Consider the following 13,122-nt stretch of genomic DNA (forward strand, 5'->3'; position numbering starts at 1 on the left):
AGCAATATCAAACCAGCACCGCGCCGCCAGCCTGAATGACACCCTTCGTTTCAGCCTCGCCCAGCAGCATCTCGTTATGGGCCTTGCCCGACGGGATCATGGGGAAGCAGTTCTCGTGCTTTTCGACGAGGCAGTCAAAGATCACCGGACCGTCGTAATTGATCATCTCCATGATCGCGTCATCCAGATCGGCGGGGTCTTTGCAGATGATCCCCTTGGCCCCGAAGGCCTCGGCCAGCTTGACGAAATCGGGCAGGGCCTCGGACCACGAATGCGAGTAGCGTTCGCCGTGCAGCAGTTCCTGCCACTGGCGCACCATGCCCAGGCGTTCGTTGTTCAGGATGAACTGTTTCACCGGCAGGCGGTATTGGACTGCGGTGCCCATCTCCTGCATGTTCATCAGCCAGCTGGCCTCGCCTGCGACGTTGATCACCAGCGCGTCTGGGTGTGCCATCTGCACACCGATCGAAGCCGGGAAGCCATAGCCCATGGTGCCCAGCCCGCCCGAGGTCATCCAGCGGTTGGGGTCTTCGAACCCAAGGAACTGCGCGGCCCACATCTGATGCTGGCCCACCTCGGTACAGACATAGCGATCGTGGTCCTTGGTCAGCGCCTCGAGCCGTTCCAGCGCGTATTGGGGTTTGATCGCCTTTTCGCTGTTGGTGTAGGCAAGGCAGTTAACCCTGCGCCAGTCCGAGATCTGGGACTGCCACTTGGCGATCGCTTCCGTGTTGGTTTTGCGGCCACGCGCCTTCCAGACCTTCAGCACGTCTTCCAGAACATGCGCCACGTCGCCCACGATGGGGATGTCCACCCGGATCACCTTGTTGATCGAGGACGGGTCGATGTCGATATGCGCCTTTTTCGACTTGGGCGAGAACGCGTCGATACGCCCGGTGATCCGGTCGTCGAACCGGGCGCCGACATTGATCATCAGGTCACAGTCATGCATGGCCATGTTCGCCTCGTACAGGCCGTGCATGCCCAGCATTCCGATCCAGTTCTTGCCGGATGCGGGGTAGGCGCCCAGGCCCATCAAGGTTGAGGTGATGGGGAACCCGGTAGCGTCGACCAGCTCGCGCAGCAGTTGGCTGGCGGCAGGACCCGAATTGATTACGCCGCCGCCGGTATAGAACACGGGCTTCTTGGCGGTTTCGATGGCGGCGACCAGTTCAGTGATCGCGTCCAGATCGCCCTTGACCACCGGTTGATAATGCGAGGTCGAGGGTTTCGGCGCGGTGTATTTGCCGGTGGCAAACTGGACGTCCTTGGGGATGTCGATCAGCACAGGACCGGGACGACCTGCGGTGGCGACGTGAAACGCCTCGTGCATGGTTTCCGCCAGCGAGTTGGTGTCCTTGACCAGCCAATTGTGCTTGGTGCAGGGTCGGGTGATGCCCACCGTGTCCGCCTCTTGGAACGCATCCGAGCCGATCATGAACGTCGGCACCTGACCGGTCAGAACCACGATCGGGATCGAATCCAGAAGCGCGTCGGTCAGGCCGGTCACCGCGTTGGTCGCGCCGGGCCCGGAGGTCACCAGTGCAACACCGGGTTTGCCGGTTGAACGGGCGTAGCCCTCGGCCGCATGTATCGCGCCCTGTTCATGCCGCACCAGGATGTGACGGATGTCATTTTGCAGAAAGATCTCGTCATAGATCGGTAGCACGGCGCCGCCGGGGTATCCGAATACCGTGTCCACGCCCTGATCCTTGAGGGCCTGGACCACCATCTTTGCGCCGGTCATCTCACGTGTCATCTGCTTTGCTCCGTTCGCGACATGTGTCTTGCGTTTGACAAAAAAAAGCCCCCGAAGTTTCGGAGGCGCATGGGTTCGATTATGGCTTACCGTTACCGGCCCATGCGCGTGGTTCCTACGATTACGACTAGCGTTCTCATCGCCAGAGGCTCCTTTTTGCGTGGAGGAGACATTATGGGCGGCGCGAAGGGGCGTCAACAGGCAATCTGGCCAATTTCCTGACTCTGATGTCGAATTTTGCGACATTTTGTTGCGCGGATTGCCGCATGTGGAGAAATTTCCGGAAATGCTGGTCGGGTTTTTCCGAGTCCCGAGCGGTGGTAGAGGTCAGAATGCGTCAGAGCGATGTCTGAAACGGGCATGATGCGGGGTCCGGGCTGGGTCAGGCTGGAGCTGCGAACAAGTCAGGGAGGACGGCATGCTGGTGGATCTGGTGGACCTAGGGCGCTATCCGATAGATCGTCCGAATTCGGCGGCCTATGATCGGTTGATCGATGACATTCGTCGTGACCTCGACAAAGATGGTTGCGCAGTTTTGCCCGGATTTGTTCACGAAGACGGGTTGACCCAGTTGCTGACCGAAGCCGAAGCCGTCGCGCCGAGCGCGCATCGCAGTTTCAACCGGACCAACGCCTATTTCACCAAGGACGATCCCCGCTTTGGTATCGCCCACCCGATCCGCCGGTTCTATGACCGGTCGAACGCCTTTGTTCCGGCCGACAATTTCCCGTCTACCGGTCCCTTGCGCAGAATCTACGAGTTCGAAGGATTTCTGCCCTTCATCCGCGAAGCGTTGAATGAACCCGCGGATCAGTTCTTTCGCTACGATGATCCATTGGCGGATGTGATCATCAACGTGGTCGAAGAGGGGCAGGGCTTTCCGTGGCATTTCGACACGAACAACTACACGGTTACTCTGGCGATCCAGAATGGCGAGCATGGCGGCGCCTTTGAATACGCGCCGAACCTGCGCACCGCCGAGGAGGAGAACTTTGACAAGGTGGCCTCGGTTCTAGACGGCAATATGGAAATGGTACGCCAGTTGGAGCTCAATCCCGGCGATCTGCAGATCTTTAGGGGGCGCTATTCCTTGCATCGCGTGGCGCCGGTGTCGGGTGCACGGCCGCGCTACGTGGGGATATTCTCCTTTGTCGAGGCCGAAGGCATGTGTGGCGGGGTCGAGCGTACCCGGCAGCTCTATGGCCGTGTGCTGCCGTGTCATCACGACAGGGAGGGGTTGCGAAACGATGAGCTTCTGGACTGACCCGTGCTAGGGTGGAGCCGTCAGATCCTGCCAGGGAGTGCAAGGTGCCACGTATTCTTCAGCTGACCCCTTTTGTCCTGTGTTCCTCGCTGAGCCGGCAAATTGCATTCTACTGCGATCGTCTGGGTTTCGCGTGTGGGTTCACGCAAGACAACTATGCTTTTCTCAGGCTTGGCCCGGTTGCAATTCGCCTGCTGGAATGCCCGCCGCGCGCGGATGGCTTGCCGCTGGGCCACGAGCAATCCTTCTATGTCGATGTCGAGGATATAGACGATTTGTACGAAAGCCTGCGTCCCAAACTCGAAGATCTCCCCGAAGGGCGGGTCCGTGCGCCATTCGATCAGCCATATCAACAGCGAGAGTTTCACGTTCTGGATGAGGACGGCACGCTGGTCTTTTTCGGCGAGGGAATCCGCTGAAGCGCGGAAGCTGCGCTGATGGCGCGGCCGTCAGAAGGCCACGCCGGTTCCTTGCAAAACGCCATGTTCCAGCGCGTATCGGGTCAGACCGGCAGTTGATGAGATGCCCAGCTTGCGCTTGATGTTTTTGCGATGGGTTTCGACCGTGCGAACCGAGATATCCAGCGCCAGCGCGACTTCCTTGTTCGACTTGCCCTGCGCCAATTCCAGAAGGATCGTCTGTTCGCGCCCGGTGAGCGCTTCGCGCGCCGCATCCTCTTTCGGTTCCAGCGATCCGATCGCCCCGGTGCACAAATAGCGCTCTCCACGCATGACCGCGTCTATGGCCTGCTTGATTTCGTCCGTCGGTACATCCTTGAGAACGTAGCCCTTGGCCCCGTGGCTCAATGCGGTCGAGATGTATTCCGGGCTGTCATGCATCGACAGAATGAGAATGCGGGTATCGGGCAACCGTTCGAGGATCAGTTCAGTGGCGCTGAGCCCCCCGAGCCCCGGCATGTTCAAATCCATCAGGATGACATCGGGCTGCAGGCGCGCGGCTTGATCCACCGCGTCACGGCCATTGCCCAACGTGCCGACGACCTTGATGTCGTCAAAACTCTCGAGGATCGACTGGATGCCCTCGGCGACCATGGGGTGATCGTCGACGATAAGGACTCGGATCGTTTCGGTCATCAGGAACCGGCCTTTCCTTTGGGTGTCGCGTCTTCCTGCGGCGGCAACAGGTGGCTCAGCGGCAGGCTGACTTCGATCACTGTACCACTTTGTGCGCCGCGTGATGACAGGATACGCAAGGATCCGTCAAGCTGTTCTATGCGCTCTTGCATGTTGCGCAACCCGATCCCGGTGCTGACCCGGCCCGGCCGTGACCGAAGGCCACGGCCGTTGTCGGTAATGCGCATGGTCGCGCCCTTCTTGTGGCCGCGCAGGTCGATCGTGACGCGGGATGCGCCAGAATGGCGTTCGATATTCGTCAGCGCCTCTTGCGCGATACGGTAAAGGGCGATCTTGCTGTCCTGGTCCAGACGATTGCGGAACACGACGGTCGAGAACTCGGTCTCGATCCCGGTCCGTTCGCGGAAATCGTCGGTCAGCGCCTTCAGGGCCGGGCCAAGTCCCAAGTCATCCAGAACGCCGGGCCGCAGATCGCGACTGATGCGGCGCACTTCGGTAATCGCGGTGCCCAGGTTGTCGATGCCCTTGTCCAGCGGCGCACGTGCGCCATCATGATCGCCCTTGGACAGGCGCCGCCGGGCATTGTCCAGCGCATAGCGCACCCCGACCAGGATCTGGCTGATCCCGTCATGCAGCTCACGCGCCACGCGGCCGCGCTCTTCTTCCTGCGCGTCGATGACCCGCTTGGTCAGTTCCTTCAGCTTGGCATCCGCCAGCCGGCGTTCGCGGATGTTCAACAGCATCCCCGAGGCGAAGACGATCAGAACCGCCGCCAGAACGATGCCGCCGATGTACAGGAACGTGCGTTGCACCCGCGCTTCGACCTCGGCGCGGGCATTTGCAACGGTGGCCACGATGTCGTCGATGAATACACCGGTGCCCACGGCCCAGCGCCAATCCTGCAGGCCGACGACATAGGCGATCATCATCGCCTCTTCCCCGGTCGACGGCTTTTGCCACATGAAACTGTGCCACCCGGCACCCTGCCGAGCCAGGCGGATGAACTCGTCGACGACCGGAACGCCCTCACTGTCCGTCAGGCCTTCCCAGTTCTGGTTGATGAACTCGGTCTGGCGCGGGCTGACAAGGTTGTTGCCGTCATAATCGTATACGAAGAAGAACCCGTCCTTTCCGTAGATCATCGCCGACAGGATCTGGGTCACCAGATTTTGGGCGACCTCGTCATCCGGAGACGCGCGTCCGTAGATGTATGCGAACCCGTTTCGGGCCTGTGTCACGTAATTGCGCAGCTCTTCCTTCTTGGCCTCGATCAGCCGGCGCTCCAACGCCTTGATCTCGCGTTCAGCCGTCGCGCGGGACTCATAGGCGACCATGACCGCGATCGCGGCCACGGCCACGACCAGCGGAATGGCCGCCACTAGCGACAGCTTCTGAGCATAGGTCAGTGAAAGCAGAGCGCGGAGTTTCCCCATGGTCGAATCGATACGCAAGCGGGGGTGAAATTGCAAAGAGATTGGGCATTCCGGCGCTCGGAACGCCCGGAACTCGCGGTTTGCGGGTCGAAATGAGCCCGGGAATTGCGCGTTCTGCAGAAAAAACCATCTGATCTACGTAGTAATAGGTATTCCTTTTCAAACGGCCATCATTAGGGTGACGCTACCGTAAACGACTGGCTCGGGCGCTGCCCGAGTCGTGACTATGAAGGGGAGGAATACTCTTATGGATCGTCGTAAGTTTCTAAAGACATCGGCACTGGGCGGCTCGGCCGCAGCGGCAACCGCACTGGCGGCACCTGCCTATGCGCAGGGTAAGCGCACGCTGACCATGGTTACCTCGTGGGGCCGCGGTCTGGCTGGCGTGTTCGACAGCGCGCAGCGTTGCGCCGACAGCATCACAGCAATGTCCGACGGCAACCTGACCGTCGACATCAAGGCAGCGGGCGAACTGGTGGGCGCGTTCGAAGTGTTCGACGCGGTCTCGTCGGGTCAGGCTGACATGTATCACGCCGCTGACTATTACTTTGTCGGTCAGCACCCGGGCTATGCGTTCTTCACGGCCGTTCCGTTCGGCATGACCGCGCAGGAACTGGTGAACTGGTACTATTTCGATGGCGGCATGGAGCTGCATGACGAACTGGGCCAGATCTTCGGCCTGAAATCGTTCCTGGCAGGCAACACCGGTGCGCAGGCCGGCGGCTGGTACTCGAAAGAGATCAACAGCCCCGAAGACTTCAACGGCCTGAAGTTCCGTATGCCGGGTCTGGGCGGCAAGGCGCTGGGCAAGCTGGGCGCATCTGTTCAGAACATCCCAGGTTCGGAAGTGTATCAGGCACTGTCCTCGGGTGCCATCGACGGCACCGAGTGGATCGGTCCTTGGGCGGACGAAAAGGCCGGTTTCCAGGAGATCACCAAGATCTACTACACCGCCGGTTTCCACGAGCCGGGCGCAGGCCTGTCGCTGGCCACCAACCGCGACGTGTTCGAAAGCCTCTCGCCGGCGCACCAGAAGATCATCGAAATCGCCGCCGGCGAAGCGCACCAGTGGAACCTGGCACAGTTCCTGGCCAACAACGGCGCGGCGCTGCAGCGTCTGCAGGCCGGTGGCGTGAAGGTCATGGAATTCCCCGACAGTGTCTGGGATGCCTTCGGACAAGCCAGCCAGGAAGTTCTGGCCGAGAACATGAGCGACGAGCTGTTCAAGAAGATCCACGACAGCGCGATGGCATCGATGAAAGCCTCGTCGTCGTGGCTGAACATGTCGTCGGGCGTCTACACCGCGCAGCGCGACCGCGTTCTGGGCTAACTGGCCGTCTGGCAATCAAACGGTTTCCCCGCCACGTGCGGGGAAGCCTTTCCTGTTGCAGATGCGCGGATCGCACGGTTTTCCGCTATAATCAGCGTCGCAACCAACGGGACCTGGGGACATTATGCAGGACGAAAACGGTATCTCGTTCTTCGGCGCCCTGTGGAACGGACTGGTCTGGTTCGTTCAAAGCATCGCCGAAGCCTTCTATAATTTCGGATACGCCATCACGCATCCGCAGCTGTGGCTGAACTGGTCGGACAAAGAAGCGATCATGCGCTTTGTCTATTACGGCGGGTCGGTCGAGTTCTTTTTCGTGGTTTTCACGATCTTCCTCGTGCTGACCGCGATCGGGCTTTATTTCCGCGGCTTCATGTGGGGCACGGTGCGCGTTCTGGAAGGGTTCGCCAACACGACCGGGCGTTTCTTTGCCTGGGCGGGCCTGCTGATGGTGATCCAGCAAATCGTCATCGTATTCATGCAGCGCGTATTCGCGCGACCTGACATGGCGTTTGGTCTGGGTATCCCGTTTCAGATGGATATCAGCTGGTACGCCGAAGAGCTGAAGCTGTACAACGCGCTCGTCGTCTGTCTGTGCTGCACCTACACCTTCGTGCAGGGCGGCCACGTCCGCGTGGACCTCGTTTATGCCGGCATCTCGCACCGGGCCAAGCGCGTGGTCGACATGCTGGGCTCGATCCTGTTCATGATGCCCATCGCCGTGCTGACCTGGATGTATGGCTGGTACTTCATGTGGCGTCACCTGATCGTGCCGAAGCCCTCGGCCAGCGACACGCTGGACCGGCTGGTGATGAAATCCCGCGCGCTGCGCTGGAACGTCGAAACCATCGGCTTCAGCCCCAACGGCTTCAATGCCTACTTCCTGTTCAAGATCCTGCTTGTGGCCTTTGCCGCGATGGTGTTCCTGCACGCGATCGCGTTCTTCTACCGGTCCTATCTCGAATATGTCGAAGGCCCGGAAAGCACTGGAAAATACCTCGACAAGGACAGCCTTGGCGAGGGTGAAGAAGCCTACGAAGGCACACATTAAGGACGGAGACCAAGACAATGCTATTCGGACTTGATGGCGTCGAGATAGGCCTCATTATCGTATTCCTCTGCCTGTTTGGCGGAATTCTCAGCGGCTTTCCGGTGGCGTTTGCCATTGGCGGGGCCGGCATCATCTCTTTCGGGATCATCGCCGCGCTGGACAGCGCCGGGCTGCTGATCCACCAGGCGATCGACACAAGCTCGCAAGCCTATCGGGACATCGTGAATTCGGGTGTGAAACCCGATGTGATATCCGTGTTCCGATACCCGGACCTGCCAAGGATCGCCGAGCCGGTCTTTGTTCAGGGTTGGGAAACCGCGTTGGACCGCAACGTGTCCTTCATCGTGAACCGCATCAACGAACGGGTTCTGGCCGGTCAGTCGATCGAGACTCTGCTGGCGGTGCTGATGTTCGTGCTGATGGGCATCACGCTGGAACGCTCGAAAATCGCCAACGATCTGCTGACCACAATGGCGCGCGTCTTTGGCCCGCTGCCGGGCGGTCTGGCGGTGTCGATTGTGGTCGTGGGGGCATTCCTTGCGGCCTCGACCGGGATTGTGGGCGCGACCGTGGTGACGATGGGCCTGCTGGCCCTGCCGACCATGCTGCGCAACAACTATTCGCCGGAACTGGCGACGGGCGTGATTGCGGCCTCGGGCACGCTGGGGCAGATCATTCCGCCGTCGATCGTGATCGTTCTGCTGGGCACGCTGGCGGGTGACCTGTATTCGACGGCGCAGGAGACTCGCGCGGTCGAAGCGGGCTGTACCGACGCGCTGACCTATCTGGGCGAGCCGGCCGTGGTTTCGGTTGGTACGCTGTTCCAAGCGGCGCTGCTGCCGGGGATCATGCTGGCGCTGCTCTATGCGCTCTATGCCTTTGGCTACGCGCTGCTCAACCCGCACAAGGCACCTGCGGTCGAACTGTCAGGCGGCAGCGGCGAGCCGATCACCCGCTCGGAAGGCCTGACCTGGCTTCTGGGTGCCCCTGTCGCTCTGATCGTGGGCGCGGTGCTGCTGGGCAACCTGGGCGCCATCGGCAGCCAAAATATCACGGTTTCGGGCTTCTCGGATATCGGTGAGGCAGCCACGCTGCGCACCAACGTGTCCGAAGAGTGCAAGGCCTCGATGATCGAACTGCATGGTCAGGAGGCCTGGGACATGGCCGTGGCCGAGCAGGAAGCCATCGACGCTGCCGGCGGCGTGTCCGAGTCGCAGCGGCTGAGCGAGGAAGAGCTGGCTGCCGCGCGTGAAGCCAAGATCGCCGCCGCCGCGCCGATCGGCACCGGTGTTGCGGTGATTGTCGTGCTGCTGGGCCTGACGCTGGTGATGGGTCGGGGCATTGCGCCGTCGCAATCGCCGCAGCCGTTGATCGTGGGGGGGATCGGGCTTGTCTTGATGCTGCTGGTCGATGTGCTGCTGATCGCGCCGACCACCTCGTCGGGGGCCACGTTCCTGCTGTTGGCGGTGCCGTTCGCGCTGGCCATGTATGGCTGCAAAGCCGCGGCGGCGCGCTGTGCCACCAATGATCTGATCCGCGTGGTTTTCCCGCCGCTGGTTCTGATCATCGCGGTCCTAGGCTCGATCCTGGGTGGTGTGACCAACCCGACGCCGGCTGCGGCGCTAGGGGCAGGCGGCGCCATCATGCTGGCGGCCTATCGCAAGCTGCAGGATCAGGGGCGATCCGGCAAGGTGATCATCTGGTCGACCTTCGCGGTCGTCATCTGCCTGTTGATGGGCGTGAACTTCGATCTGCGCGTCAACCAGGGTGGCGTGACCGTGGAAAGCTGGATCGCGTTCATCCTGGCCTACGCCGCGTATCTGTACGCGCTGTTCGGGCTGCTGTTCGCGTGCTGGGTGCTGTTCACCAGCGGTGTTCTGACTCCGGTGGTGCGGGAAACCGCCAAGGTGACCTCGATGGTCTTCACCATCCTGATCGGCTCGCAACTGCTGAACCTGGTGGTGATCTCGTTCGGCGGGGAACACTATATCCAGCAGTTCCTCAAGAGCTTTGACAACGAGTTCACGGTCTTCCTGATCGTGATGTTGGTGTTGTTCATCCTGGGCTTTGTGCTGGATTTCCTCGAGATCATCTACATCGTGATCCCGATCGTGGGTCCGGTGATCTATGGCGGGTCGTTCGATCCGAAATGGGTGACGATCATGGTGGCGGTGAACCTGCAGACCTCGTTCTTGACGCCGCCATTTGGCTTCGCGCTGTTCTATCTGCGCGGCGTGGCGCCCAAAGAGGTGACGACGGGCCATATCTATCGCGGAATCATCCCCTTCGTGCTGATCCAGGTGGTGGGCATCGGAATCCTGTGGTTCTTCCCGTCGATCGTCACCATCGTGCCGGACCTGATCCCGAACTGATCGGTGATGGCGTTATCAAATTGAAAAGGGGGCCGCGAGGCCCCCTTTGCTTTGGTCCCGGCTGACGCCGGTTGTCAGGTGAACTGGATCAGGTCCCAACGGTTACCGAACGGATCCTGCCAGACGGCAACGATGCCATACGGTTCGTAGCGCGGCTCTTCCTCGAACCGGACCCCGTTGGCCAGCATGTCTGCGTGATCGCGGGCAAAATCATCGGTTCTGAGGAAAAACCCGACACGACCACCGGTCTGATTTCCGATTGCGGACCGCTGGCTGTCTCCGTCAGCCTTGGCCAACAGCAGAGCAGCCCCATCGCTGCCTGGGGGAGTAACCAACACCCATCGTTTGCCTTCGCCAAGATCGATGTCCTGGGTCAGCCGGAACCGAAGCGTCTTGGTGTAGAACGCGATCGCGTCATCATAGTCCGGCACCACCAGGGTGACGGCCTGCAAACCTTGCTGCATCAGAATTCAACCTTTGGTGGGGTGGCGATCGGGAAGTTGGATATTCGCGACCTGCTCGGCAATCGGAGCGGTCGAAAGCGGGTGATGCGTTGAGTCGGTGAACGCCTCCGGGTCGTCCACACGCTGCCACCCGCCTTTCACATAGACCTCGAGCCCTGCGAATTTCACCTTGTAGCCCATCTTGGGGCTGCCGGGGACCCAATAGCCCAGATAAACATAGGGCAGCCCGGCCTCGCGCGCGATGTCGATATGATCGAGGATCATATATGTTCCCAGCGAGCTTTGCGGCTGGTTCGGGTCATAGAACGAATAGACCATGCTCAGCCCGTCATCCAGAACATCGGTCAGGCTGACGGCGATCAGGTTTCCGGTTTTGGGGTCGGCATATTCAACGACGCGGCTGCGGATCGGGGTCTCTTCGATCATCGCGGCGAATTCGAACACATCCATATCCGCCATGCCGCCATCGGCGTGCCGGGTGTCCAGGTACCGCCGAAACAGTTCGTACTGGTCGTCGGTGGCCCAAGGTGAGGTCGCGCGTCGCTGAAGATGCGCATTGCGCCGCGCCGCGCGTTTCTGGCTTTTGGTCGGAGAAAAGGCCGAGACGTCGATCCGGGCTGACAGGCAGGCCGCACAATCGGTGCAGGAGGGCCTGTAAAGTACGTTCTGAGACCGGCGAAAACCCTGCTGCGACAGAGAGTTGTTCAGCTGATCCGCGCCTTCGCCCTGCAGGGCGGTGAACAGCTTACGCTCGATCCTGCCCTCGAGATAAGGGCAAGGCTGTGGTGCAGTCACATAGAACTGCGGCGCAATCGGCAGCGTGTGTCGCATGAAGGCCCCGTGTTTCCTCGGGGCCGATGATAGCAACCGTTTCTGGGGTCGCCAAGTCCCAGAAACGAGCCGTGTCAGGCACGCTGGTTCAGCATCACGGTGCCGAGGAAGGCATCGGTCAGGCCCTGGTTGCGGGCGCTGGTCAGCATCATGATGACCGAGATGATCTGCAGGATCGGAAACGCCATGCTGACAAAGTAACCAGCTGTATGCGCGACGGCCTTGCCGGTATCCATGCGTTCGCCAAATGCGTCGCGCAGTTCGATCCCCATAAAGCGCATGCCCAGCGTGGCAGACCCGTTTGCGATGGTGACAACGCGGTAGATGAAACTGACGACCGCATAGATCAGCGCGATGACGAACAGGCCCATGCCGAAGGTCAGCAGAATGGCAACCGTGCACAGCAGCGAAATGAAGGCGATATCGAACAGCCACGCGAAGAAGCGTTTGATCGCCACGGATTTGTAGAAGTCCGGCTGACGATCCGGGTCGGGCAGATGAGACATGAAGGAATTTCCGGTCGGTTGTTGAGGTTTGCCCTGTCCCACAGAGAGGGGGCAGGGCGGTAGGGTATCAGGCGGTTTCGTCCTTGTCGTCCGCCGTATTCTCCTGAGCGCGTTCGTTCATGAACTGGTCGAACTCGGCCTTGTCCTTGGCTTCGCGCAGGCGGTGCAGGAAGGCTTCGAAATCCTGTTGTTCCCGTTCCAGGCGGGCCAGCGTGTCGGCCTTGTAGGCGTCGAACGCACTGTTGCCCGAGGGCTTCATCGCGCTCATGTGACTGTGCCAGGAATGGCGGCGGCTGCAGGATTTGCTGAACATGCGTTTGCTCCAGATCATATAGGCCAGAAGGGCCAGGCCGACGGGCCAGAAGAAGATGAAACCAAGGACCATGGCAGCGATCCAGGCGCCTTTGCCCTTGTCGTCAAGCCAGGCCTCGGCACGGTGCAACCATCCCGGGTTGCGGGGGACGGCGTGTTCGGACAATGCGGTCATTTGGGCTCTCCAGGTTGATGTAAATTGTGTTCACATTGATCTAGATGGGGTGACCCGGCCCGGATGCAAGGGGCAATGTGAAAAAGATTTACATATAGTGGCCCGGTTGACGGCGGTTCTGATCCTGCGCAACGTGCGGGCATGAACACGCATAATGACAAGCTAGACCCGACGCTTGAAGAAATCCTGAACCTGGAGCAGCAGGTCTGGACCGCTTTGGTCGAGGGTGATGCGCAGGCGGACCGGGCATTGCTGAGCGCCGATTTTCTGGGCGTCTACCCATCCGGTTTCGCCAATCGTGACGATCACGTGGGTCAGTTCGCAGACAGCCCGACCATGGAGTCATATGAGTTGAGCGCGGCGCAACTGCGCGTTCTGACCGCGGATATCGTCCTGTTGTCCTACCGGGCGGACTATCGGCGGCCCGGTGCGTCCGCGCGCGAGGCGATGCTGATCTCTTCGTTGTGGGAACGCCGGGATGATGGCTGGATCAATACCTTCAGCCAGGACACTCCGGTCGACGTTAACTGA

The 13,122-nt window shown here is 60.5% G+C and carries 13 protein-coding genes; 6 read left to right on the forward strand and 7 right to left on the reverse strand.

Features of this window, described 5'->3' with window-relative positions; genetic code table 11:
• Positions 1-7: 7 nt before the first annotated feature.
• Positions 8-1,759 carry an acetolactate synthase 3 large subunit gene (locus tag AC2FNZ_RS05615; protein WP_496839802.1) on the reverse strand — a complete coding sequence of 584 codons (1,752 nt, stop codon included), beginning with the start codon at positions 1,757-1,759 and terminating at the stop codon, positions 8-10.
• A gap of 418 nt (positions 1,760-2,177) precedes the next feature.
• Here AC2FNZ_RS05615 and AC2FNZ_RS05620 point away from each other — a divergent pair, with 418 nt between their 5' ends.
• Both AC2FNZ_RS05620 and AC2FNZ_RS05625 read left to right on the forward strand, forming a co-directional pair.
• Entirely contained in the window at positions 2,178-3,023 is an 846-nt protein-coding gene (locus tag AC2FNZ_RS05620) for a HalD/BesD family halogenase (protein WP_496839803.1), read from the forward strand.
• A gap of 44 nt (positions 3,024-3,067) precedes the next feature.
• Entirely contained in the window at positions 3,068-3,442 is a 375-nt protein-coding gene (locus tag AC2FNZ_RS05625) for a bleomycin resistance protein (protein WP_170372373.1), read from the forward strand.
• 30 nt (positions 3,443-3,472) lie between these two features.
• On the opposite strand, the gene AC2FNZ_RS05630 is transcribed toward AC2FNZ_RS05625, so the two are convergent.
• Positions 3,473-4,117, reverse strand: coding sequence for a response regulator transcription factor (locus tag AC2FNZ_RS05630; protein WP_170338171.1), 645 nt, complete (start codon positions 4,115-4,117; stop codon positions 3,473-3,475).
• Positions 4,117-5,550 (reverse strand): cache domain-containing protein, encoded by a 1,434-nt coding sequence (locus tag AC2FNZ_RS05635; protein WP_496839804.1) that lies wholly within the window; start codon positions 5,548-5,550, stop codon positions 4,117-4,119. Before AC2FNZ_RS05635 ends, AC2FNZ_RS05630 begins: the two co-directional genes overlap by 1 nt.
• 247 nt (positions 5,551-5,797) lie before the next feature.
• Between AC2FNZ_RS05635 and AC2FNZ_RS05640 the strand changes: the two genes are divergently transcribed.
• From AC2FNZ_RS05640 to AC2FNZ_RS05650, 3 genes are all read left to right on the forward strand, one after another.
• Positions 5,798-6,880, forward strand: coding sequence for a TRAP transporter substrate-binding protein (locus AC2FNZ_RS05640; protein ID WP_170338175.1), 1,083 nt, complete (start codon positions 5,798-5,800; stop codon positions 6,878-6,880).
• A gap of 124 nt (positions 6,881-7,004) precedes the next feature.
• Entirely contained in the window at positions 7,005-7,931 is a 927-nt protein-coding gene (locus AC2FNZ_RS05645) for a TRAP transporter small permease subunit (RefSeq protein ID WP_496839806.1), read from the forward strand.
• Between the two features lie 17 nt (positions 7,932-7,948).
• Entirely contained in the window at positions 7,949-10,303 is a 2,355-nt protein-coding gene (locus AC2FNZ_RS05650) for a TRAP transporter large permease subunit (protein WP_170338179.1), read from the forward strand.
• A 74-nt stretch (positions 10,304-10,377) separates the two neighbouring features.
• On the opposite strand, the gene AC2FNZ_RS05655 is transcribed toward AC2FNZ_RS05650, so the two are convergent.
• The 4 genes from AC2FNZ_RS05655 to AC2FNZ_RS05670 form a co-directional block, all read right to left on the reverse strand.
• Positions 10,378-10,767, reverse strand: a complete 390-nt coding sequence (locus tag AC2FNZ_RS05655; RefSeq protein ID WP_496839807.1) for a VOC family protein — start codon at positions 10,765-10,767, stop codon at positions 10,378-10,380.
• A gap of 6 nt (positions 10,768-10,773) precedes the next feature.
• Positions 10,774-11,598, reverse strand: coding sequence for an arginyltransferase (locus AC2FNZ_RS05660; protein WP_093962342.1), 825 nt, complete (start codon positions 11,596-11,598; stop codon positions 10,774-10,776).
• 74 nt (positions 11,599-11,672) lie between these two features.
• Positions 11,673-12,104 (reverse strand): RDD family protein, encoded by a 432-nt coding sequence (locus tag AC2FNZ_RS05665; protein WP_093962341.1) that lies wholly within the window; start codon positions 12,102-12,104, stop codon positions 11,673-11,675.
• Positions 12,105-12,171: 67 nt separating this feature from the next.
• The gene (locus AC2FNZ_RS05670; protein ID WP_170338185.1) at positions 12,172-12,591 is read right to left on the reverse strand and encodes a DUF2852 domain-containing protein; all 420 of its coding nucleotides are present in this window, start codon (positions 12,589-12,591) and stop codon (positions 12,172-12,174) included.
• A gap of 141 nt (positions 12,592-12,732) precedes the next feature.
• Between AC2FNZ_RS05670 and AC2FNZ_RS05675 the strand changes: the two genes are divergently transcribed.
• A complete protein-coding gene (locus AC2FNZ_RS05675) occupies positions 12,733-13,122 on the forward strand; it encodes a nuclear transport factor 2 family protein (protein WP_093962339.1) in 390 nt (129 codons plus the stop codon).

The sequence above is a fragment of the Ruegeria sp. SAZA006 genome, from assembly GCF_059613465.1.

What these genes read in the sequence shown, in the direction of transcription:
- AC2FNZ_RS05615 (WP_496839802.1), bottom strand. Translation starts at nt 1,759, where the DNA reads ATGACACGTGAGATGACCGGCGCAAAGATGGTGGTCCAGGCCCTCAAG.
- AC2FNZ_RS05620 (WP_496839803.1), top strand. Translation starts at nt 2,178, where the DNA reads ATGCTGGTGGATCTGGTGGACCTAGGGCGCTATCCGATAGATCGTCCG.
- AC2FNZ_RS05630 (WP_170338171.1), bottom strand. Translation starts at nt 4,117, where the DNA reads ATGACCGAAACGATCCGAGTCCTTATCGTCGACGATCACCCCATGGTC.
- AC2FNZ_RS05635 (WP_496839804.1), bottom strand. Translation starts at nt 5,550, where the DNA reads ATGGGGAAACTCCGCGCTCTGCTTTCACTGACCTATGCTCAGAAGCTG.
- AC2FNZ_RS05640 (WP_170338175.1), top strand. Translation starts at nt 5,798, where the DNA reads ATGGATCGTCGTAAGTTTCTAAAGACATCGGCACTGGGCGGCTCGGCC.
- AC2FNZ_RS05645 (WP_496839806.1), top strand. Translation starts at nt 7,005, where the DNA reads ATGCAGGACGAAAACGGTATCTCGTTCTTCGGCGCCCTGTGGAACGGA.
- AC2FNZ_RS05650 (WP_170338179.1), top strand. Translation starts at nt 7,949, where the DNA reads ATGCTATTCGGACTTGATGGCGTCGAGATAGGCCTCATTATCGTATTC.
- AC2FNZ_RS05655 (WP_496839807.1), bottom strand. Translation starts at nt 10,767, where the DNA reads ATGCAGCAAGGTTTGCAGGCCGTCACCCTGGTGGTGCCGGACTATGAT.
- AC2FNZ_RS05660 (WP_093962342.1), bottom strand. Translation starts at nt 11,598, where the DNA reads ATGCGACACACGCTGCCGATTGCGCCGCAGTTCTATGTGACTGCACCA.
- AC2FNZ_RS05665 (WP_093962341.1), bottom strand. Translation starts at nt 12,104, where the DNA reads ATGTCTCATCTGCCCGACCCGGATCGTCAGCCGGACTTCTACAAATCC.
- AC2FNZ_RS05670 (WP_170338185.1), bottom strand. Translation starts at nt 12,591, where the DNA reads ATGACCGCATTGTCCGAACACGCCGTCCCCCGCAACCCGGGATGGTTG.
- AC2FNZ_RS05675 (WP_093962339.1), top strand. Translation starts at nt 12,733, where the DNA reads ATGAACACGCATAATGACAAGCTAGACCCGACGCTTGAAGAAATCCTG.